The following is a 21178-nucleotide window of genomic DNA, read 5'->3' as shown; positions in this document are numbered from 1 at the left end:
GAAGTGACATGACAGACCTGCTTTCCGGCATTCGCGTGCTCGACCTGACCAACGTCCTGGCCGGGCCCTACTGCGCCTACCAGTTGGCGCTGCTCGGCGCCGACGTCATCAAGGTCGAGGCGCCGCAAGGCGGCGACCTGGCGCGACAGCTCGGCGGTTCGCCGGAACTCAACCAGGCCGGCATGGGCGCTTCGTTCCTGGCTCAGAATGCCGGCAAACGCTCCGTCGTGCTCGACCTCAAGAAGGAAGCCGAGCGCGAACGCTTCCTCGACCTGGTCGCCAGCGCCGATGCGCTGGTGGAAAACTTCCGCCCCGGCGTCATGGGCCGGCTTGGCCTCGGCTACGAGGCGCTGAAGGCGGTCCGCCCCAACCTTGTCTACTGCGCGATATCGGGCTTCGGCCAGACCGGGCCGATGCGCGACAATCCGGCCTATGACCAGATCATCCAAGGCCTTTCGGGCATTATGAGCATCACCGGCACGCCGGAGACGGCACCCTTGCGGGTCGGCTATCCCGTCGCCGACACGCTGGGCGGACTGGTCGGGGCCTTCGCCATCGTCTCGGCGCTGGTAAGGCAGAAGACGAGCGGCGAGGGTGCTTTTCTCGACGTGTCGATGCTTGAATGCACATTGTCGGCGCTTGGCTGGCCGGTTTCCAACTATCTGACGGCCGGGGTCGATCCCAAGCCGATGGGCAATGAGAACATGACGGCGGCACCGTCGGGCGCCTTTCGCACCGGCGACGGTCTGCTCAACATCGCCGCCAACAAGCAGGAGCAGTTCGTAACGCTTTGCCGGCTTATCGAACGGCCGGAGCTGGCGTCGGATCCACGCTTTGCCGAGCGCGAGACGCGCAAGCGGAACCGTGCGGCGCTGAAGATCGAGATCGAGGGGGCCCTGGCGAATGGCCCGGCGGCTGCGTGGGAAGAAAAACTGAACCGCGCCGGGGTGCCGGCGGGCAGGGTGCTGACGATCCCGCAAGTGCTGGCCGAACCGCAGGTGCTGGAGCGCCAGATGACCAGGGCTTTCGACGGCGTGGCTGACATGGAGAGACCGCTGACGGTTCTGCGCGGCGGCTTCATGGTCGATGGCACGGCTCCATTGCCGGCCTCCCCGCCACCGGCCCTGGGCGAGCACATGGACGAGGTTTTCGCCGGCCTGTCGCCGCGAGCGAAGACAAAGGCACTCACATGAACGAGCAAAAGACGATATGAGTGAGCAAAAGACGGGCCGCGAGCGTGCAGAGGAGTGGTGGCAGACCGGCATTATCGAAATGCGGCCGGGCGTCATCCGGCTGCGCGGCTATGAAATCCAGGACCTGATCGGCCGCGTCAGCTTCCCGGCTGTCATCTGGCTGATGCTGCGCGGCGAATTGCCCAGCGAGGAACAGGCCGCGCTGCTCGGCATTGCGCTGGGCGCCGCAGTCGACCACGGGCCGCAGGCGCCGTCGATCGCCATCGCCCGCATGGCGGCGACCTGCGGTGTCGGCATCAACAGCGCCATGGCTTCGGCCATCAACGTGCTTGGCGACGTCCATGGCGGCGCCGGCGAGCAGGCGCTTGCCTTCTATGGCGACATTGCCGCGGCGCTCGATGGCGGCACGACGCTGAAAGAGGCTGTCTCGGGGCGGCTTGACCGGTTCTTTGCCGGGGAAAAGGGCTACGTGCCGGGGCTGGGCCATCGCTTCCATCCGGTCGACCCGCGCGCGCCGCGCCTGATGGAACTGACTCGGGAGTTTGCCGCGCGCGGCGTGATCCATGGCCGCTTCGCCGATATCGCCGAGGCGATCGAGGCGGAGGTCGCGCGGCGCAAGGGCAAAAAGATACCGCTCAACATCGATGGCGCGACCGCCGTCATTTACGGCGAGCTCGGCTTTCCGCCACCGCTAACGCGGGGGCTTTTCGTGCTGTCGCGCTCGGTCGGCATCCTGGCGCATGCCTGGGAACAATCCCAGCAAGCCGAGCGGAACAAAGGTCCGCTGCCACGCGAATGGCTGTGGGCCTATGCCGGGACGCCAGTGCGACCGCTCCCCGAAGAGGACGGCGCCGGGGCGTGAGGCCTTTACGTAGGGCCGATTTGTGCCGGCTGGGGAAGCTTCAAGGTCCTTACCAGCGTCGAAAGTTCGGGTTCGTCGATGAGCATGGCCGCATCGGCCGGCGCCAGCCAGGCCCGTTGCCGCCGTTTGGCTTCCTGCCAGTCGGCGAGCTCTTGCGTTACTTCCAACAGATAGACGATGACATCGACGCGCACGAACCGGTTGGCCAGCCGCTTCCAATAGGAATAGGTGCCCGCCGGCTGCTTCAGGGTCTTGCCGAGCACGCCCGCTTCTTCCTGCGCCTCGATGGTGGCCGCCTTGCGTCCGCTCTTGCCTTTCATCGGCCAGCCCTTGGGTACGATGAAGCGCCTGGTGGTGCGCGAGGTGACCAGCATGACCTCGATGTCGCCGCGCTGGTCCAGCCGAAAAGGGATAGCCGCGACCTGGCGGATCGTCTCGCCCTTCTTGGCCTTGCGCACGGCCTTTTTCTTGGTGGCTGCCATTCGAAAATCCAGTCGGTGCAGTGCCCATACCGTGACGCGGTGTCGTTACAAAACCCAAACTGCGGCAGGGGCACCTGAACGCCCCTACCATGTAAGTCGGCTAAATAAAAGAGAAGCCCGCCTCAGCGGCAGGTGCTTACGGCGGTGTTGCCGATTATCTGCGTCTGGCAGTTCGGCCTGACCCGCGGCACGATGGGCGGGGGCTGTTGCACGATCACCCGGTCCTGAGCCCGATTCTGTTGCTGCTGCTGCTGAAACTGCTGCCGCTGGACACGGTTTTGCAAGGCCTGCAGATCGTTCTGCTGGATCAACGCGTTGTTGTCGACGGAGGGAATGAGCACCTGCGCGGAAGCAGGCAGACGGATGCCCGCCAGCGTCGCGGCTGCCAATGCCGCCGTCATGAAAACCGTTGATGGCCGAAGCGCCAACATCTGCTCATTCCCGCACAAACAAAGTTCCCTCTACATATAGTGCGTTTGTCCCCTCGTGCCACGCCAGAGTGCCGATTAACAGGAAATCGCGTGATCGCGCCCCCTTCGCGGCGGAGGAGAATCTGCCCCGCCGCCCGCATCGCACTTGACGGAAGCGATCGATTCGCCGCTCTATCGGGCTGACGCCGGCCTCGAATTCCATGGCGTCAACGGCGTCGGCATGTCCGTCGGATGTAACGGCGCCTTCGAGGAAACGGTCAAACAGAACGCCGACAGTGCGTCCTTCAGGGTCAGCTTCCAGCTGGCTCAGGGATGGAGCCGGGCAAAAGGGGTCCTTATGAGGAAGCATGCGTATCTGCTGGCGATGCTGGGGGCTGCCTGCATCGCCGGTCTGCCGGCCGCGGCGGCGCAGACAAAAGGCGACAAAGCGGCGGCCGCGCCCGCCGCCAACCAGCCACAGTTGCCCGGCGGCGCATCGGCCCTGTCCGAAACCCATGGCGACTGGGCGGTCAACTGCCAGATATCGGGCGCGGCCAAGGCATGCAGCCTGTCACACCAGCAGTTCAACAAGCAAAGCAACCAGCGTCTGCTGGCGATAGAGCTGTCGAGCAGGACGGGCGAAGACGCGACCGGTACGCTCGCTTTGCCGTTCGGCCTGGCGCTCGCCAAGGGCGTCACCCTGACGATCGACGACCAGAAGCTGGACGGCAGTCTGCAGTTCAACACTTGCCAAGCCGTCGGCTGCCTGGTGCCGGTGGCGTTCGATGCCAACGTCGTCCCCGTGCTCAAGGCGGGCACCACCTTGAAGGTCGATGCCTTCGCGGCGGATACGGGGCAAGCGGTTAGCTTCTCCATCCCGCTCAATGGCTTCGGAAGTGCGCTTGCCCGGACGGCCGAGCTTCTTGCCGACTAGCGGTTCAGCGTTCGACAGAATCGCTAGCTTGCGCTAAGCCTTTGTTTTAGGAATTCCGACGGTCCAGCTCGTCACGCTGCGGTCGTTTTCAGCCGTTCCGCGATCAGGGTGGCGAGCCGGGTCGCCACTTCGTCCTTGCTCATCTCGGGCCATTCCTCGACGCCGGTCTTCGAGACGATGCGAACACGGTTGCGGTCGCCGCCCATCACACCGGATGGGCCGACGCCGCTGGTCTGCGACACGTCGTTGGCGACAATGAAGTCGGCGCCCTTCTTCCTCAGCTTGGCTTCGGCGTTGCGCAAAAGGTCCTGCGTCTCGGCGGCGAAGCCGACCACCAGCGCCGGCCGCTGCTTGTGATGCCCGACGCCCGCAAGGATGTCGGGGTTCTCGATCATGCGCAGCACCGGCGGGCCTTCGCCCGGCGCTTTCTTGATCTTCTCGCCAGCTGGGCTGTCGGTGCGCCAATCGGCGACGGCGGCGACGAATACCGCCGCATCGGCCGGTAGAAGCTGTTCCACGGCATCGCGCATTTCCTGCGCCCGCTCGACGTGGATGGTTTTCACACCAGCCGGATCGGCGATGCTGACGGGACCGGAGACCAGCCTCACGTCGGCGCCGAGCCTGGCCAATGCCGCCGCTATGGCATGGCCCTGCTTTCCCGACGATCGGTTGGCGATGTAGCGAACGGGGTCGATCGGCTCGTGCGTCGGGCCTGACGTGACGATGATCTTCTTGCCGGCCAGCGGCTTGGATCCGGTATCGAGCAGCGCCTCGATGGCGGCGACGATCTCCAGCGGCTCGGCCATGCGGCCTTCGCCAGCCTCGTTGCTCTCGGCCATCTCGCCTTTGGCGGGGCCAACGAAGGTGATGCCATCCTTGTGCAGCGCCGCACGATTGCGCCGCGTCGCCGGATGCGCCCACATTCTGGGGTTCATGGCCGGCGCCATCAGCACCGGCTTGTCGGTGGCCAGGAGCACGGTGGAGGCAAGATCATTGGCGTGGCCGTTGGCGAGCTTGGCCATCAGGTCGGCGGTGGCGGGCGCCACGACTAGCAGATCGGCCTCGCGCGATAGCCTGATATGGCCGACATCGTGCTCGTCATTGCGATCGAAGAGATCGGTAAAGACATGGTCTGCCGAGAGCGCACCGGCCGACAGCGTGGTGACGAATTCCCGCGCAGCCGACGTCATGACCACGCGCACCGCCGCACCCCTTTCACGCAGACGGCGGATCAGGTCGAGTGCCTTGTAGGCGGCGATGCCGCCGCCGATGATGAGCAGGATGCGCTTGCCGGAGAGGCTCATGAAGGACCAGAGATCATCAGCGACTTTCTTCTGATCAAAATCTGCTTTTTGCAGCTCCCGGCCGAATTCGAGGATCTCCTCCGCCGTAACGAAATCCTCGGCACCTTTGAAGGTGGGCGCCACTTCCTTGAGCAGCAGACTTCTTGCCTCCTGCTCCATCGACACACCATGACGGGCAGCCCGCTCGCGCAGTCTTTGTTTCAAATCCTCGTCGAGATTGCGAATGGTCAGGGTACCCATGGCTAACTTTGCCTCCCTGCCATTGGTTGAACCTTGGCCTCGTCCTTGAATGTCAGGCGTCCACCATCGAAGCCTTTCGTGGTCGGAAGCCCAACTGATGCCGCGAGCACATCCCGCGCCTCCTGCTCCATGGAAACGCCGCGCGCGGCACCGCGTTCACGCAATCGCTGCATGACATGATCTTCCAGATTCCGGACAGTAATCCTGGCCATAGTCGCACTCCTGCGCACAATATAGCTATCCCGTCTTTCGACTGCAATGACCGCATTGCTGTCATTGCAGTCACTCAGAGCAGCTTCCAGGCTATATAGACCAGCGTCAGGGCTATCACCCACAGCGCCACGCGGCCGGAGCGGTTGTAGCGCGCTTCGGCCTTTCCGATGGCGCGGGCCGTCGCCTCGTCGAAGCGCAGGCCATGCTCGGCCATCAGGTCGATCTCGCGCGACAGCCGCTCGGTGCGCGCTGCCAACTCGGGGGCTTGGCGGATCAGCGTCAGCATCGCCTTGCCGCCGTCGCGGGCGTCGGCCAGCAGGCCGCTTGGCCCGAGATTTCCTGATATCCAGCCGCTGACCACGGGTTCGGCGGTCTTCCACATGTTGAAGGCCGGATCGAGCGTGCGCGCCACGCCCTCGACCACCACCATGGTTTTCTGCAGGAGGATCAGTTCGGGCCGCGTCGCCATGTCGAAGAGTTCGGTCACCTCGAACAGCAGCGTCAGAAGCTTGGCCATGGAAATGGTCTCGGCCGGCTGGCCATGGATCGGCTCGCCGATGGCGCGGATCGCCTGGGCGAAGGCCGCGACATTGTGCTGGCGCGGCACGTAGCCGGCCTCGAAATGAACCTCGGCGACGCGCAGATAGTCGCGCGTGATGAAGCCGTAGAGGATTTCGGCGAGGAACCGGCGCTCCTTCTTGCCGAGCCTGCCGGCAATGCCGAGATCGACCGCGACGATCGTGCCATCAGCCTCGACGAACAGGTTGCCCGGATGCATGTCGGCGTGAAAGAAGCCGTCGCGCAGCGTATGGCGCAAGAACGACTGGATGAGGTTGGCCGCGATTGCCCTCAGATCGTGTCCAGCGGCGGCGAGTCCGGCGATGTCGTTCATCTTGATGCCGTCGACCCATTCCATGGTCAGCACGTCGCGGCCGGTGCGCTCCCAGTCGACGGAAGGGACGCGAAAGCCCGGATCCTCCCTGGTGCTTTGACCAAGTTCGGAAAGCGCGGCCGCCTCGAGGCGCAGGTCCATCTCGATCTTGGTGGTCTGCGCCAGCGTCTCGGTCACCTCCACGGGCCGCAGCCGGCGTGAGGAGGGGATGTATTTCTCCTGCAGGCGGGCCGCGAGGAAATAGCTTTCGAGATCCTGGAAGAAGCGGCGGCGCACGCCCGGCCGGATCACCTTGACCGCCACCTTCCTGGCGACGCCGCCATCGACGGTTTCAGCGGCATGGACCTGGGCGATGGAGGCCGCGGCGACCGGGTCGCCGAACCGCGTGTAGAGGTCGCCGAGCTTGCGCCCGAGCGAGCCCTCGATGGCCGCCACCGCCTCGGCCGTCGGGAAGGTGTGCATCTTGTCCTGCAGCATGGCGAGATCGAGCGCCATGTCGTTGCCGACGACATCGGGTCGTGTCGCCAGAAACTGGCCCAGCTTGACATAGGACGGCCCGAGCCGGACCACCGCCTTGGCCAGCCGATCGCTGCGCTCATAGGCGAGCGCGCGGCGGCGGGTAAACAGCCGCGCCAGCCGCCAGCCCAATTTCGGCAGGCCGGACAGTTCCTCGCCGGGCAAAGCGGCGACGACGCCCTCGCGCACAAGCACCCAGCCGGCCCGCATGAGCCGAAATCCAGCGCTGACGGTGCTCATGCCCGGGCCTGCCTCAAAGTTTCCAGCCCGAATGAAGCGCGGCGATGCCGCCGGAATAGTTGCGGAACGAGACCCGATCGAAGCCCGCGCGGGTTATCATGGAAGCAAAATTCGCTTGGTTGGGGAATTTCGCGATCGACTCGACGAGATAGGAATAAGGCTCGCCATCGCCGGTGACGGCCTTGCCGATCTTCGGAATGGCCTTGAACGACCAGGCCTCGTAGACCCTGTCGAGCAACGGCATCTCGACCTCGGAAAATTCCAGGCACAGGAACCGCCCGCCCGGCTTCAGCACGCGCAACGCTTCGGTGAGAGCGACGTCGATCCTGGGGACGTTGCGGATGCCGAAAGCGATGGTGTAGGCGTCGAAGGTGGCGTCCGCGAACGGCAGTTCCTCGGCATTGGCTTCGACGAAGTCGGTGTTGCCGGACATGCCTTTCTTTTGCGCCCTGTCGCGACCGACGGCGAGCATCGAGCCGTTGATGTCGAGCACGGTGGCATGAGCATGCCCATGGCTGGCATCGACGATGCGAAAGGCGATGTCGCCGGTGCCGCCGGCGACATCGAGCACGCACCAGCCCGGCCGCTTCGGCGGATTGAGCCAGGCTACCATGGCGTCCTTCCACAGCCGGTGCAGGCCGCCCGACATCAGGTCGTTCATCAGATCGTAGCGGTTGGCGACCTTGTGGAAAACATCGTTGACCAGGGGCTGCTTGTCGCCTGCCCCTACACGCTTGAAACCATAGGAGGTTTCCATGCCGCCGGCGGCCGTGGTTCTCTCAACTGACATTTTTTTGATCCGTCATAAAACCGGCGGGACCATAGCCGATCGATGGTGCGGGCGCTATTGTTTAAGGCGCGGTGTTCGGCCGCGCTTCCAGGTGGCGGGTTTCGAGACCTGGACTGACCGACGGGATGTTTGAATGCCTTTGAAAGCGGAACTGCACTGCCACATCGAAGGGGCAGCGGCACCGGAACTCGTCATCCGACAGGCGCAGAAATACGGCAAGGACATCTCGCCCTATATCCAGAACGGCTCTTTCGTCTGGCACGATTTCACCTCTTTTCTCGCCGCCTATGATTTCGCCTCCGACCTGTTCCGGACCGAGGAAGACTATGCACGGCTGGCTGACCACTATCTGACCAGCCTGGCGCGTGACGGCGCCATCTACTCGGAGGTCTTCACCTCGCCGGACCATGCCACGAAGGCGGGGCTGTCGCCGAAGGCTTATACTGACGCGCTCGGCGAAGGCATGGCCCGCGCCAAGGCCAAGACCGGCATCGAGGGCCGCATGATCGTCACCGGCGTGCGCCATGCCGGCGTCGAGTCCATCGAGCGGGCAGCGCGCTTTGCCGCGCGCTGCGGACATCCGCTGGTGACCGGCTTCGGTGTCGCCGGCGACGAGAGGGTCGGCGAGATGGAGGACTACGTCAGGGCATTCGAAATCGCCCGCGAGGCCGGGCTCGGCATTACCGTTCACGCAGGCGAACTGACGGGGTGGGAGACGGTCCAGGCGGCGCTCGATCACATCCGCCCGTCGCGCATCGGCCATGGCGTGCGCGCCATCGAAAACCCCGATCTTGTCCGGCGCATCGCCGATGAGGGCGTGGTGCTGGAATGCTGTCCCGGCTCCAATATTGCGTTGAAAGTGTTCGACAGTTTCGCCGCCCACCCGTTCCCCGCCCTGCTAGCGGCCGGCTGCAAGGTGACGCTCAACTCGGATGATCCGCCCTATTTCTGGACCTCGCTGAAACGCGAATACGACATTGCGGCCGAGTATTTCTCGATGAACGAGAAGGCGCTGGCGGCCGTTACCCGAACGGCCATCGAGGCCGCTTTCGTCGACAGGAAGACCAAGGCAACGCTGCTCAGCCGGCTGGATGCGAAGGCCAGGTGAATGAAGGCTGGGTGGACAGGGAGTGGCCAGCAGTGAGCAGTTTGGCGGAGCGCGCATCGGGACTCGCAAATCGGCTCACTATTCACTACTCACTATTGGCTACTCACCACGAACCACGTCGGAGCACATCATGAAGGGCGTCACCGTCGTCGACCACCCGCTCGTCCAGCACAAGCTGAGCATCATGCGCAAGAAGGAGACCTCGACGGCCGGTTTCCGGCGGCTGCTGCGCGAGATCTCGCTGCTGCTCGGCTATGAGGTGACGCGCAATCTCGAACTCACGACGACGACCATCGAAACGCCGATCGAAACGATGGAGGCGCCGACGCTGGAAGGCAAGAAGCTGGTCTTCGCCTCGGTGCTGCGCGCCGGCAATGGCTTGCTCGAAGGCCTGCTCGACCTGGTTCCGGCGGCCCGCGTCGCCCATATCGGCCTCTATCGCGACCATGAGACGCTGGAAGCAGTCGAATATTTCTTCAAGGCGCCGAGCGACCTCGCCGACCGGCTGGTCATCGTCGTCGATCCGATGCTGGCCACCGCCAATTCCGCCATCGCGGCGATCGACAAGCTGAAGGGGCGCGGCGCCACCAACATCCGCTTTCTGTGCCTGCTGGCGGCGCCCGAAGGCATCGAGCGCTTCACCAAGGCACATCCCGACGTTCCCGTCTTCACGGCTTCCATCGATCGCCAGCTCAACGAGAAGGGCTACATCATGCCCGGCCTCGGCGACGCCGGCGACCGCATGTACGGGACAAAGTGATTTACCGAAAGTTTACGCAACGGCGCGGTTTCGAGCGGCGTTAAAACGGCAAACACCATCCCGGCGTTAAGAATCGGCCTTCACGACAGCGCCGCGCGTCCTGTCGGACGCTGCGGCACTTTGATTTGCGCGTGATCCTTTCCGAAATCGATCCCGATTTTCGGGGTCATGCGCCGGGGGCCGATCCATGCTGCGCAAGCTACTTATCCTCAGCGTCTTTGCCGGTACATCGGCATCCATCCCGATTGTCTATCAGTCGAATCCGCAGATGTTCGAAAGCCTGCTGAAAACGGCGGTGACGGCCAAGCCAGCGGCCGACGCCCGTCCGGAGGTCGCCTTGGCAGCGGCTCCCGACAAGCCGGTGGCGCCGTTGCCGATGGGCCGCAAGGTTGTCGTCACGGCCGACGCGCGAGGGCATTTCTCGTCGGCCTTCAAACTGAACGGACGCCAGATCGACGGCATGATCGATACCGGAGCGACACTGGTCGCCGTCAACACCTCGACGGCGCGCAGGATCGGATTGTCGCTGAACCCATCGGATTTCAGTCATGAGGTCAACACGGCCAACGGCACGATCAAGGCGGCGGTGGTGATGATCGACCGCTTGCAGATCGGCAGCATCACCGTCAACGACGTGCAGGCTATCGTGCTCGACGACAAGGCGCTGCACACCAATTTGATCGGCATGAGCTTTCTCAATCGGCTGGGCAAATATCAGGCCGAAAACGGCACGCTGCTTCTTGTCCAGTGAGCGGGCACGGCCGTTCGGGGCTGGGTCATATCAGCCACGCGGCAGGATGCGCCGGATGACCGACTTGTCGGCAGGCGGCTTGGAAGCGCCGATCGCATAGGCCGAAAGCACCGTTGCCGCCGTGGCTTCGGCGTCGGACACCGAGCGGGCATGGACCAGCGCCAGCGGCTCGCCAGCTCGAACCTCGGCGCCGACCGGCAACAGCCTGGTGATGCCGACCGCCGGGTCGACCTTGTCGTCTGGCCGGGTGCGGCCGCCGCCCAGCCCGACCACGGCAAGGCCGATATCGCGCGTGGCAATGCCGGTGACGAAGCCGTCCGCGATCGCTCTCACCGCGTGTTCCGTTGGCGCAACGGGCAAATATCGTTCCGGCTTCTCGATGAAATCGGCGGGGCCGCCGAGCACCGTCACCATGCGCGCGAAGGTGGCGGCGGCGCGGCCGCTGGCAAGCGTTTCGGTCGCCCGCCGCATGCCGTCCTGGTTGGACGGCACCAGACCCGCCGCCTGCAGCATTTCGGCGGCGAGCGCCAGCGTCACATCCTCCAGGCGCCGGTCGCGAAGGCGGCCGGTCAGGAAATTGACGGCGTTGCGCACCTCGACCGCGTTGCCGGCGGCCGAGGCCAGCGGTTCGTTCATGCCGGTGATCAGCGCCGAAACTTTCAGTCCGGCGCCGCTTGCGACTTCGACCAGGCTGTTGGCGAGCGCCGTCGCGTCGCGCGACTTCTCCATGAAGGCGCCATTGCCGACCTTGACGTCGAGCACCAGCGAGCCCAGGCCTGCCGCCAGTTTCTTCGACAGGATCGAGGCGGTGATCAGCGGCACCGACTCCACGGTTCCGGTCACGTCACGGATGGCATAGAGCCGGCGGTCGGCCGGCGCGAGGTCCGCGGTCTGGCCGATGATGGCGCAACCCGCCTCCAGCACCGCCTTGCGAAACAGCGCGATGTCGGGCTGGCTGGCGTAGCCGGGGATGGAATCCATTTTATCCAGCGTGCCGCCGGTGTGGCCGAGGCCGCGGCCGGATATCATCGGCACATAAGCGCCGCAGGCAGCGACGATCGGCGCCAGCATCAGCGAGACGTTGTCGCCGACGCCGCCTGTCGAATGTTTGTCCGTGACCGGGCCGGGCAGGTCCGACCAGTCGAGAACGTCGCCGGAATCGCGCATGGCCAATGTCAACGCCACGGCCTCGTCGCGGCCCATGCCGTTGAAGAACACCGCCATGGCGAAAGCCGCGACCTGGCCATCGGTGACGGCGCCATCGGTTACGCCAGCGATGAAGTCGGCGATTTCGCGCGCCGGCAGTCTGTGGCCGTCACGCTTGTGGCGGATGATTTCCTGCGGAAGCATCAGTTCTCCAACAGTCCGTCGCGGAACACACGCTTCAGGATCGTCGCCAGCCGCGCGCCGCCGACCGGGGCCATATCCTTGGTCTCCTGGTGCGAAAGCTCGGCTCCGGTCATGCCGGCGGCAAGATTGGTGATGATCGAGCAGGCGGCGACACGCAGGCCAAGGAAGCGGGCAAGGATGACTTCCGGCACGGTCGACATGCCGACCGCGTTGGCGCCCATGATGCGCGCCATGCGGATCTCGGCCGGCGTTTCGAAGCACGGGCCGGAGAACCACATGTAGACGCCCTTGTGCAGCGCCGTGCCGGTCGCCTTCGCCGCCTGTTCGATCGCCTTGCGGATGCCGGCATCGTAGGCTTCGGTCAGGCCGACGAAACGGCGGTCGCTTGGCTCGCCGATCAGCGGGTTGGTGCCGGAGAAATTGATGTGGTCCGATATCAGCATCACCGAACCCGGCCCCATCTCCGGATCGACCGAGCCGGCGGCATTGGTGAGGATCAGCTTGGTGATGCCGGTGCCGGCGAGCACCTCCAGCACCGGCCGCATAGCCGCGGCGTTGCCGTGCTCGTAATAGTGGGCGCGGCCCGACAGCATCAGCACCGGCGTGCCGGCAAACAGCCCGACCACCACCTCTCCGGCATGGCCGGAAACGCCGCTTCTGGGAAAGCCGGGCAGATCGGCATAGGAGACACGGATCGGGTTCTCGATCTGGCTGACCAGCCCTCCCAGGCCAGACCCCAGCACCAGCGCCGTGGTCGGCGCCAGGCCGTCCAGCCGTTCGATCAGATGGTCGAGCGCTTCCTTCATTTCAGCATGTCGCCGCGAAAGCCGTAAGGCAGCATGTCGCCCATGGTCACGGTCTCGGCGACGCCGGTATTGTCGCAGAGATAGAGTTTGGTGTCGGGACGGCAGAATTCGGCCAGCCGCTGCCGGCAGCCGCCGCAAGGCGAGCATTTGGCCATGCGCTCGGCAAGGACGGCGATTTCCATGATCTTGCCGCCGCCGCCCATGATATAATGGCCGAGCGCCGTCGTCTCGGCGCACCAGCCTTCGGGATAGGAAGCAACCTCGATGTTGGCGCCTGTGAAGACGCGCCCGTCCTCGGTGCGAAGTGCGGCACCGACCGGAAATTTCGAATAGGGGGCATAGGCCTTGGCCATGGCAGCCTTCGCCGCTTCGAACAATTCATGCGACATTTCAGTGTTCTCTCCGATGATCTTGTCCATAAGCCGGCGCGCCTTTTGCGTCGCGCCCTCGATCCTCAGCGTTCCTTGACATAGGGCACGCCGCCGGCGCGCGGCGGGATCGCCTTGCCGATGAACCCGGCGAGAAGGATGACGGTGAGAATATAGGGCAGGGCCTGCATGAACTGCACCGGCACCTTGCCGATGAGCGGCAGCGGCGAGCCTTGCAGGCGGATCGACAGGGCGTCGAGGAAGCCGAACAGCAGGCAGGCGAACATGGCGTTGACCGGCTTCCACTTGGCAAAGATCAACGCGGCCAGCGCGATGTAGCCCTTGCCGGCCGTCATGTCCTTCACGAAGCCGCCATTCTGCACCATCGACAGATAGGCGCCGGCGACGCCGGTCAGGATGCCGGTGCAGATCAGCGCCCTGTAGCGCAGCCAGGCGACCGAGATGCCGGCGGTGTCCACGGCGGCTGGGTTTTCGCCGACCGCGCGCAGCCGCAGCCCGAAGCGCGTGCGAAACAGCACCCACCAGGTGAAAGGCACCATCGCGAAGGCGAGATAGACCAGTATCGAGTGGCCGGAGATCAGTTCCGCGTAGATCGGCCCGAGGACCGGCACGCCTCGGACGGCCTCGGCGCCGGGCCAGACAATGGCTTCGAACCGCTCGGCTGGTTGCAGCGCCGGCGTGCGCCCGCCTTGCTGGAACCAGGCCTGGCCGAGGATAATGGTCGAGCCGGCGGCGATGAAGTTGATCGCCACGCCGGAAACGATCTGGTTGCCGCGATGGGTGATCGAGGCAAAGCCGTGGATCATCGCGAACGCGACCGAGATCAGGATCGCCATGCCCAGTCCGAGAAAGGCCGAATGGAAGACCGACGCGGCCGCCGCACCGGCGAAGGCGCCGACCAGCATCTTGCCTTCGAGGCCGATGTCGAAGATGCCGGCGCGTTCCGAATAGAGGCCGGCCAGGCAGGCGAGCAGCAGCGGCACCGAGAGGCGGATGGTGGAGTCCAGCGTCTGGACGATGGCGTTGAAGGTGTCCATCTCAGGCGCCTTTTCCCTTGACCGCTTCCATGCCGACCGACCTCGGGCTGAGCGAGGCGAACAGCGCCTGGATGTAAGGCCTGAACATGTGTTCGAGAGCACCGGCGAACAGGATGACCAACCCTTGGATGATCACGATCATGTCACGGCTGATGGCAGGCATCTCGAAGGCGAGTTCGGCGCCGCCCTGGTAGAGCATGCCGAACAGGATGGCCGCCAGCACGATGCCGACAGGGTGCAGGCGACCCATCAGCGCCACGGCGATGCCGACGAAACCGGCGCCGCTGACGAAGTCGATCGCGACATTGTGCTGGTCGCCCATCACCGGGTTGAGCGCCATCATGCCGGCGAGCGCACCCGAGATCATCATGGCGGTGATGATGATGCGGGTTTCGGAAATGCCGGCATAGCGCGCCGCCTTTGGGCTGTGGCCGTAGGTGCGCATCTCATAGCCGAGCTTGGTGCGCCAGATCAGCAGCCAGACCAGGAAGGCCATGAGCAGCGCGAGCAGGAAGGAGATGTTGAGCGGTGCCGAGCGGATCTTGGCGCCGAACAGCTCGATGACCCAGTTGAGTTTCGGCAATTCCGCGCCCGCCAGGAAGTTGCGCGTCTGCGGCGCCTGCGAGGCTGCCGGTTTCAACGGGCCGACCAGCAGGTAGACCATGATCGAAGCAGCGATGAAGTTGAACATGATGGTGGTGATGACGATGTGCGAGCCGCGCCTGGCCTGCAGATAGGCGGGGATCAGCGCCCACAAGGCGCCCACGGCCGCCGAAGCCACGATGGCCAGCGGAAATGTCAGCCACCATGGCAGCACGCTGTCGAAGGAGAGACAGACGATGGCGATGCCAAGGCCGGCGATGTAGGCCTGCCCCTCGGTGCCGATGTTGAACAGGCCGCAATGCGCTGCTACCGCCACCGAAAGTCCGGTGAAGATGAAGGTGGTGGCATAGAAGAGGGTAAAGGCGATACCTGTTCCCTTGCCGAAGGCGCCCTCGACCAGGATGACGGCGGCACGGAACGGGTTCTCGCCGACCAGAAGCACGACGAAGCCGGCGACGATGAAGGCCACAGACAGATTGATCAGCGGGATCAGCCCATAGTCGGCCCAGGCCGGCAATTTGGCATAAGGCGTGCTCATTGCGCCGCCTCCTGGCGCTCAACACCCGCCATCAGCAGGCCGAGCTCGCCCTCGCTTGCCTCCGGCCCGCGCTCGCCGACGATGCGGCCGGCAAACATCACCAGGATGCGGTCGGAGAGCGAGCGGATCTCATCGAGCTCGACCGACACGACCAGCACGGCCTTGCCCTGGTCGCGCATGGCGATCAGGCGCTTGTGGATGAACTCGATGGCGCCGACGTCGACGCCGCGCGTCGGCTGGCCGACGATGAGAACGCCGGGGTCCTGTTCGATTTCCCGCGCGAGCACGATCTTCTGCTGGTTGCCGCCGGAGAAGTTGGCCGTCTTCAGCCGAGGATTGCCGGGGCGGATGTCGTATTTCTCGATCTTGTCCTTGGCATCGGCAACGATGGCGTCGATGTTGAGGAACGGCCCTTTGAGATAGCGGGGATCGTCATGATAGCCGAGGATGGAATTCTCGTTCTCCTCGAAGGCCAGCACCAGCCCGACATGATGGCGATCCTCAGGCACATGGGCGAGGCCGCGGTCGCGCAGTTCGCCGGGATCGGCCTTGCCGGTGAGATCGATCGGCTTGCCCTCGAGCATCACCGAACCGGAAACGGCGTGCCTGATGCCGGAGATCGCCTCGAGCAGTTCGGACTGGCCGTTGCCGGCGACACCGGCGATGCCGACGATCTCGCCGGCGCGCAGGTCGAAGGAGATGTCGTCGACCATGGTGACGCCGCGGGAATCCTTGACCGTCAGGTTCTTGACCGCGAGTTTTACCGCGCCGGCTTCCGCTTCGCCCTTCTCCACCCGCAAGAGCACGCGGCGCCCGACCATCAGTTCGGCCAGTTCCGCGACGGTGGTCTTCTTCGTTTGCCTGGTCGCCACCATCGTGCCCTGGCGCATCACCGAAACCGTGTCGGTGATGGCCATGATCTCGCGCAATTTGTGGGTGATCAGCACCACCGTCTTTCCCTGCTCCTTCAATTGCTTGAGGATGCGGAAGAGGTGGTCGGCCTCGGCCGGCGTCAGCACACCCGTCGGCTCGTCGAGGATCAGGATCTCGGCGCCGCGATAGAGCGCCTTGAGGATCTCGACGCGCTGCTGCAGGCCGACCGGCAATTCCTCGACGATGGCGTCGGGATCGACCTCGAGGCCGTATTCACGCTCCAGCCGCTCCAGTTCGGAACGCGCCTTGGCGATGCTTTTCTTCAGCAAGGCGTCGCTTTCGGCGCCCAGGATGACGTTCTCCAGGACCGAGAAATTGTCGACCAGCATGAAATGCTGGTGCACCATGCCGATGCCGAGCGCGATCGCATCGTTGGGCGTGCTTATCGATGCCGGCTTGCCGCCGACGCGGATCTCGCCGCTGTCGGCCTGGTAGAAGCCATACAGAATCGACATCAGCGTCGACTTGCCGGCGCCGTTCTCGCCGACGATGCCGTGGATGGTGCCGCGCGCGATTTCCAGGTTGATGTCGCGGTTGGCGCGCACGGCGCCAAAGCTCTTGTTGATGCCAATCAGTTCGATTGCGGCCAGTTCAATCGCGGCATGCGCCATGCAGCCTGTCCCACTCTTATTTTTTTATCGCTTGGTCAAAATGCCTAGCATGACGCTCCGCCCGTGCCAATTGGCCGGAGCAGCGTCCACTCTCGACAAATCCCGGCGCGCTTGTCAATTTCGAACGTGGCCGAAGCTCTCATATTCGCTAATATGGCAAGCCGATTTGACACTGCGCGCGACACCTGAGGACTTTGCATGACCATGCCCGCCGACCGGCTGACGACGCTGGAGATCCGCTCCGCCGAGCAGGAGAAGACCATCGAGGAGCTGTCCGGCCAGATCGCCGAGCAGTGGAAGGTGATCGAGCGCATGCAGCGCAAGCTCGACGCGCTGACCGACCGCTTCCTGGCGCTGGAGGAACAGGCGGCACCCGACGTGCCGGTGACTAAGCCGCCGCACTGGTAGGGGAGGGAAGCCGAGCGATGGCCAGCGATCGCATCGCAAGAGCCGGCGACTACGTGCTTGGCCTGATGAACGATGCGCAACGCCAAAGGGCCGAGCGCGATCTGGAGGTCGACCCCGCCTTTCGCGATGCGGTGGTCCAGCTTGCCGAGCGCATGCATATTTTCGACCGCGCCGAACCTTCCGGCGACGATCGCTGGCGGCTGATCTCGCAACGCATCGCCGAACTGCCGCAGATGCGCTCGCCCGGCGATGACGAGGCGAAACCTTCGGTGGTAATCCGCAAGCTGGAACGCCAACCCTACGGCGTCGGCGTTCCCGCGCTCGGCGGCCGGCGCGGCGCGGTCATCGCCATCTTGCTGATCGCGGTTTTCGCGCTCGGTTATCTGGTGGGCCAGCTATAGCCGAAGCTCGCGCACCATTAGCAGCATTGGGTGACCGTCCTGTTCAAACGGCTCGACGACTACCCAACCGAGCCCAGCATAGAAATCACGCGCTTCCCACGTATAGAGGTAGAGTCGCTCCGCACCGATCGACGCCCCATGTGCTTCGATGGCCCGGACCAGTGCGCCACCGATCCCTTTGTTGCGGTGGTTGCGATCCACGACCAAGCCGGCAAGCCATGGCGTCAGGTCGTGCGAAGGTTCCAATTCGTGGCGAACCAGCAGGCATGTGCCAACCGATACTTCGCCGATCCGGGCCACAAGCGCCGTCTCGAAGCCGTCCCCGGCCAACAGCCTGCGGAGCCCGGCGGCATCCTCGTCCGGCGTCCTTGCGCTACCCTCGAAAAAGGCGGCAACCCGCAATCGTGCCATCGCCTCGACGTCGCTTTCGGTCATGGGTTCTATCATCGGCGCCACTCTTGCCTCGGTGCATGCCATCAAGGTCTTCCAAAAACAAAACCGCCGGGATAAGGCCCGGCGGTTCGAAACTTAGTGCTTACCGATCAATACGGGCAGGCGTTGTCGGCGGTGTAATCGTGCACCTCGACCTTGCCGGCGATGATGTCGGCCTTGGCCTTCTCGACCGCCGCCTTCATTTCGTCGGTCACCAGCGCCTTGTTGTTGTCGTCCATGGCGTAGTCGACGCCGCCTTCCTTGAGGCCGAGATTTTCGACGCCACCCTTGAAGGTGCCATTCTTGCCGTCCATGAAGGCGGTGTAGACGGCAACGTCCACGCGCTTCAGCATCGAGGTCAGAACCTTGCCGGGCTGGAGGCCGTTCTGGTTGGAATCGACACCGATGCCGAGCTTGCCGGCATCAGCCGCCGCCTGAAGCACACCGACGCCGGTGCCGCCGGCGGCCGCATAGACCACGTCGGAACCCTGGTCGATCTGCGTCTTGGCGATCTCGCCGCCCTTGGCCGGGTCATTCCAGGCGGCCGGCGTGTCGCCGGTCATGTTCTGGATGACGTCGGTCGCGCCTGCCGATTTGGCGCCGCCGACATAGCCGCATTCGAACTTGCGGATCAGCGGAATGTCCATGCCGCCGACGAAGCTCACCTTCTTCGTCTTGGAGGCCATCGCCGCCATGATGCCGACGAGATAGGAGCCTTCATTCTCCTTGAATACCAGCGAGCGGACATTGGGCAGGTCGACGGCATCGTCGATGATGGCGAAGTTGAGATCGGGATATTCGGTCGCGACCTTCTTCAGCGCATCCTCCCAGGCGAAGCCGGCCATGACGATCGGGTTGTGGCCGTCCTCGGCGAAGCGGCGCAACGCCTGCTCGCGTTGCGAAGCGTTGGAGACCTCGAACTCGACATAGGGGACGCCGGTCTCTGTCTTGAACTTTTCGGCGCCATGGTAGGCGGCCTCGTTGAAGGATTTGTCGAACTTACCGCCGAGATCATAGAGGATGGCCGGCTGCACATCCGCGGCGAAAGCCGGAAGAACCATTGCAGTTGCGGCCAGAAGGCCGAGAACGATACGTTTCATGTGATCCACACCCTGTCGGTTATTTTTTTCCGTTACGCCCCGCCCGCCTGCCCGGTTCTCCGGCATGCGCGCGACGTCAGCCAGGAGTGTATATTCCCCTCCCGCTCAGCGGCAATCTGGCACGGCCCGAAACAAAATTCACGTGGAATTTTGACCTTTTGGAAAAGCACGGCGGGGTGCGATGCCCGTGCCCTTCAGGCGAATTGCCCCGTGCGCCGCTGCCGCCTGTAGCCGATGGCGTAGAGCAGCAAGGCAAGCACCGCGAACACGGCAAAGCCCGGCTGGTTGAGCACCCAGGCGATGGGGCCGTCCCATAGCAGCGGGCCGGCCTTGGCGCGAACGAAGCTTTCAAAGGTGGCGCGCGTGTCGGGCGACACGGCCAGCCAGCTTGCATTGAGCGGGGTCAGCACCAGTGCCGAGGCGGCCACCGTGCGTGTCGTGTCAAGCACCGCCATGATGACCGAAATCGACAGCGCGACCATGGCCGCGAGACGAAAGACAAATCGAAGCATCAAAGACCTTTCCCCTGGCCGATCCTCAATATCCTCCCGAGGTCTCCGGCGGTGTTCCGAACGAGAAATAGAGCGCGCAGGCCCTATTCGCAATCACGGCACGCGAATTGAATCGCGGCCGACGCAGTCTACCCGGCCCTCCTGCGCTTGCGCCGGTTGGCGAGCCAGACGGCGAGAATGCCGCCGGCAATGGCGCCGACCACCAGCCCGGCCAGGCCGATGAAGGCGGCGAAGTAGCCGCACGCACCCTCGAAGCAACTCACGTCGGTGATATCGGCGATGAGCGAACCGGCCAGGAAGCCACCCACCGCGCCGACGACCGCGCCGAGGATGATGCCGAGCAGCGCGGCGACAATGGAAACGAAGACCGACGGCGCTTCGGCTCGCGGCCTGGCATAAACGGTCTCGGCGCCGGAGCCGCGGCGCAACAGGTAGATGCAAAGCAGGCCGATGGCGATCTCGGCGGCGGTGATGGCCAGGCTTCTGGCGGAGAAGACGAAGCCCGGCACGGCGAGTGCGTAAGCGTGACTTGCCAGCAGCCATATGATCGTGGTGGCCTGCCAGATGGTGAAATGGCTGGGGAAGCGCGCCGAACGGCCGAAGGCGAGGCCGAGCAGGTAAAGTCCCCACAGGATGGTGATGACGTCGGCGACGAGTCCGCTGAAGAGGAAATAGAAAACGGCGTCCGGCAGGCCTGAACTCCCCACCAGCCACAAGGCCGACGCCAGCCAATAGACCGACAGGGCCATAACGATAACCAGCCAGCCCACCGGGACATAGGAAAGTCCGCTGTCCGGATGTCGGGCCGGGACCTTTCCCTCGGCCGGTGGCTGTCCGTTGTCCGGCGTACCGCCCGGAATTCCGCTGCTCGACGCCATGTTGCGACGATGCCCCCCGCAAAGCCTTTCGGACACTCGACAGGCCGCTCGGGACGAAGTCAAGCGCGGCTGGCCTCGCAGCCTTGCTCGTGCACGTTATCAAGCAGCGATTGAAGTGGCGGGACTCCAAACGGATGTGCCGGCGGCCCCCATGAACGCCGTGCGGCCGGCAAAGCGAATTGACCGCCGTTATGGCTTGGCATTCGGCGCCGGATCGACTAGATGAGCCCCGCGCCTGTTGCTTTGACGGCTCAGGTGCGGGCAGGGCGTCCGCTGGTTGGCGGCGCCCGGTGCGGAAAGTTCCGCAGCCCAAAGGGAGAGCATCTCCCCAACCCGCGCGGCGAAACCGGCCGGCGCGAAAGGCAAGGACGGAGAGGTGGCCGAGTGGTTGAAGGCGCACGCCTGGAAAGTGTGTTTACGGGAAACCGTAACGCGGGTTCGAATCCCGCTCTCTCCGCCATCCTGCTTCGCTCTTCGAGCTTCGC

Annotated in this window: 24 protein-coding genes and 1 tRNA gene; 9 read left to right on the top strand and 16 right to left on the bottom strand. The window is 64.4% G+C overall.

Features of this window, described 5'->3' with window-relative positions:
• Positions 1 to 8: 8 nt before the first annotated feature.
• Entirely contained in the window at positions 9 to 1193 is a 1185-nt protein-coding gene (locus FJ426_RS13760; RefSeq protein WP_140560258.1) for a CoA transferase, read from the top strand.
• 16 nt (positions 1194 to 1209) lie between these two features.
• The gene (locus tag FJ426_RS13755) at positions 1210 to 2055 is read left to right on the top strand and encodes a citryl-CoA lyase (RefSeq protein WP_140560259.1); all 846 of its coding nucleotides are present in this window, start codon (positions 1210 to 1212) and stop codon (positions 2053 to 2055) included.
• 5 nt (positions 2056 to 2060) lie between these two features.
• Here the strand turns inward: FJ426_RS13755 and FJ426_RS13750 are convergent, their stop codons facing one another.
• Positions 2061 to 2537 (bottom strand): NUDIX hydrolase, encoded by a 477-nt coding sequence (locus FJ426_RS13750; protein ID WP_140496381.1) that lies wholly within the window; start codon positions 2535 to 2537, stop codon positions 2061 to 2063.
• A 122-nt stretch (positions 2538 to 2659) separates the two neighbouring features.
• Positions 2660 to 2938 (bottom strand): hypothetical protein, encoded by a 279-nt coding sequence (locus tag FJ426_RS13745; protein ID WP_224646479.1) that lies wholly within the window; start codon positions 2936 to 2938, stop codon positions 2660 to 2662.
• A gap of 175 nt (positions 2939 to 3113) precedes the next feature.
• Between FJ426_RS13745 and FJ426_RS13740 the strand changes: the two genes are divergently transcribed.
• On the top strand, positions 3114 to 3881 hold the full coding sequence (locus FJ426_RS13740; protein WP_246674783.1) for an invasion associated locus B family protein: 768 nt from the start codon (positions 3114 to 3116) through the stop codon (positions 3879 to 3881).
• A gap of 71 nt (positions 3882 to 3952) precedes the next feature.
• Here FJ426_RS13740 and coaBC read toward each other — a convergent pair whose 3' ends face one another.
• The 4 genes from coaBC to ubiE form a co-directional block, all read right to left on the bottom strand.
• On the bottom strand, positions 3953 to 5425 hold the full coding sequence (coaBC, locus tag FJ426_RS13735) for a bifunctional phosphopantothenoylcysteine decarboxylase/phosphopantothenate--cysteine ligase CoaBC (protein ID WP_210240544.1): 1473 nt from the start codon (positions 5423 to 5425) through the stop codon (positions 3953 to 3955).
• 2 nt (positions 5426 to 5427) lie between these two features.
• A complete protein-coding gene (locus FJ426_RS13730; RefSeq protein ID WP_140496375.1) occupies positions 5428 to 5637 on the bottom strand; it encodes a plasmid stabilization protein in 210 nt (69 codons plus the stop codon).
• Between the two features lie 74 nt (positions 5638 to 5711).
• Entirely contained in the window at positions 5712 to 7286 is a 1575-nt protein-coding gene (gene ubiB, locus FJ426_RS13725) for a 2-polyprenylphenol 6-hydroxylase (RefSeq protein WP_140496372.1), read from the bottom strand.
• A gap of 13 nt (positions 7287 to 7299) precedes the next feature.
• Positions 7300 to 8076 (bottom strand): bifunctional demethylmenaquinone methyltransferase/2-methoxy-6-polyprenyl-1,4-benzoquinol methylase UbiE, encoded by a 777-nt coding sequence (gene ubiE, locus FJ426_RS13720; protein ID WP_140560260.1) that lies wholly within the window; start codon positions 8074 to 8076, stop codon positions 7300 to 7302.
• Between the two features lie 133 nt (positions 8077 to 8209).
• On the opposite strand from ubiE, the gene FJ426_RS13715 reads away from it, so the two are divergent.
• The 3 genes from FJ426_RS13715 (at position 8210) to FJ426_RS13705 (ending at position 10695) form a co-directional block, all read left to right on the top strand.
• Positions 8210 to 9184, top strand: a complete 975-nt coding sequence (locus tag FJ426_RS13715) for an adenosine deaminase (protein WP_140560261.1) — start codon at positions 8210 to 8212, stop codon at positions 9182 to 9184.
• A 130-nt stretch (positions 9185 to 9314) separates the two neighbouring features.
• Positions 9315 to 9944 carry a uracil phosphoribosyltransferase gene (gene upp, locus FJ426_RS13710; RefSeq protein ID WP_140496366.1) on the top strand — a complete coding sequence of 210 codons (630 nt, stop codon included), beginning with the start codon at positions 9315 to 9317 and terminating at the stop codon, positions 9942 to 9944.
• Positions 9945 to 10131: 187 nt separating this feature from the next.
• Positions 10132 to 10695, top strand: coding sequence for a TIGR02281 family clan AA aspartic protease (locus FJ426_RS13705; protein ID WP_140496364.1), 564 nt, complete (start codon positions 10132 to 10134; stop codon positions 10693 to 10695).
• A 30-nt stretch (positions 10696 to 10725) separates the two neighbouring features.
• On the opposite strand, the gene deoA is transcribed toward FJ426_RS13705, so the two are convergent.
• The 6 genes from deoA to FJ426_RS13675 all read right to left on the bottom strand — a co-directional run bounded on the left by deoA (position 10726) and on the right by FJ426_RS13675 (position 16947).
• The gene (gene deoA, locus FJ426_RS13700) at positions 10726 to 12045 is read right to left on the bottom strand and encodes a thymidine phosphorylase (RefSeq protein WP_140560262.1); all 1320 of its coding nucleotides are present in this window, start codon (positions 12043 to 12045) and stop codon (positions 10726 to 10728) included.
• Complete coding sequence (locus FJ426_RS13695; protein ID WP_140560263.1) at positions 12045 to 12851, bottom strand: purine-nucleoside phosphorylase; 807 nt, start codon at positions 12849 to 12851, stop codon at positions 12045 to 12047. Before FJ426_RS13695 ends, deoA begins: the two co-directional genes overlap by 1 nt.
• Complete coding sequence (cdd, locus tag FJ426_RS13690) at positions 12848 to 13240, bottom strand: cytidine deaminase (protein ID WP_140560368.1); 393 nt, start codon at positions 13238 to 13240, stop codon at positions 12848 to 12850. Before cdd ends, FJ426_RS13695 begins: the two co-directional genes overlap by 4 nt.
• Before the next feature lie 65 nt (positions 13241 to 13305).
• Entirely contained in the window at positions 13306 to 14277 is a 972-nt protein-coding gene (locus FJ426_RS13685) for an ABC transporter permease (RefSeq protein ID WP_140560264.1), read from the bottom strand.
• A 1-nt stretch (position 14278) separates the two neighbouring features.
• On the bottom strand, positions 14279 to 15418 hold the full coding sequence (locus FJ426_RS13680; protein ID WP_140513733.1) for an ABC transporter permease: 1140 nt from the start codon (positions 15416 to 15418) through the stop codon (positions 14279 to 14281).
• The gene (locus FJ426_RS13675; RefSeq protein WP_140560369.1) at positions 15415 to 16947 is read right to left on the bottom strand and encodes an ABC transporter ATP-binding protein; all 1533 of its coding nucleotides are present in this window, start codon (positions 16945 to 16947) and stop codon (positions 15415 to 15417) included. Before FJ426_RS13675 ends, FJ426_RS13680 begins: the two co-directional genes overlap by 4 nt.
• Positions 16948 to 17160: 213 nt before the next feature.
• Here FJ426_RS13675 and FJ426_RS13670 point away from each other — a divergent pair, with 213 nt between their 5' ends.
• Together FJ426_RS13670 and FJ426_RS13665 are read left to right on the top strand one after the other, a co-directional pair.
• Positions 17161 to 17370, top strand: a complete 210-nt coding sequence (locus FJ426_RS13670) for a SlyX family protein (RefSeq protein ID WP_140513732.1) — start codon at positions 17161 to 17163, stop codon at positions 17368 to 17370.
• Positions 17371 to 17387: 17 nt separating this feature from the next.
• Positions 17388 to 17771 (top strand): hypothetical protein, encoded by a 384-nt coding sequence (locus FJ426_RS13665; RefSeq protein WP_140560265.1) that lies wholly within the window; start codon positions 17388 to 17390, stop codon positions 17769 to 17771.
• On the opposite strand, the gene FJ426_RS13660 is transcribed toward FJ426_RS13665, so the two are convergent.
• The 4 genes from FJ426_RS13660 to FJ426_RS13645 all read right to left on the bottom strand — a co-directional run bounded on the left by FJ426_RS13660 (position 17766) and on the right by FJ426_RS13645 (position 20693).
• On the bottom strand, positions 17766 to 18206 hold the full coding sequence (locus FJ426_RS13660) for a GNAT family N-acetyltransferase (RefSeq protein WP_224684735.1): 441 nt from the start codon (positions 18204 to 18206) through the stop codon (positions 17766 to 17768). The two genes, FJ426_RS13665 and FJ426_RS13660, sit on opposite strands and share 6 nt — an antisense overlap.
• Positions 18207 to 18313: 107 nt before the next feature.
• Entirely contained in the window at positions 18314 to 19303 is a 990-nt protein-coding gene (locus FJ426_RS13655) for a BMP family ABC transporter substrate-binding protein (RefSeq protein ID WP_140496350.1), read from the bottom strand.
• 194 nt (positions 19304 to 19497) lie between these two features.
• Positions 19498 to 19815 (bottom strand): hypothetical protein, encoded by a 318-nt coding sequence (locus FJ426_RS13650; RefSeq protein WP_140560267.1) that lies wholly within the window; start codon positions 19813 to 19815, stop codon positions 19498 to 19500.
• Between the two features lie 128 nt (positions 19816 to 19943).
• Positions 19944 to 20693, bottom strand: coding sequence for a hypothetical protein (locus FJ426_RS13645; RefSeq protein ID WP_224617918.1), 750 nt, complete (start codon positions 20691 to 20693; stop codon positions 19944 to 19946).
• Positions 20694 to 21063: 370 nt separating this feature from the next.
• Between FJ426_RS13645 and FJ426_RS13640 the strand changes: the two genes are divergently transcribed.
• A tRNA-Ser gene (locus FJ426_RS13640) sits at positions 21064 to 21153 on the top strand.
• Positions 21154 to 21178: the final 25 nt, after the last annotated feature.

It is taken from the genome of Mesorhizobium sp. B2-6-4, from assembly GCF_006441495.1.
Taxonomy (GTDB): Bacteria; Pseudomonadota; Alphaproteobacteria; order Rhizobiales; family Rhizobiaceae; genus Mesorhizobium.
Note: the sequence above shows the minus strand (reverse complement) of the source record. Positions and strands in the feature narration are given on the sequence as shown.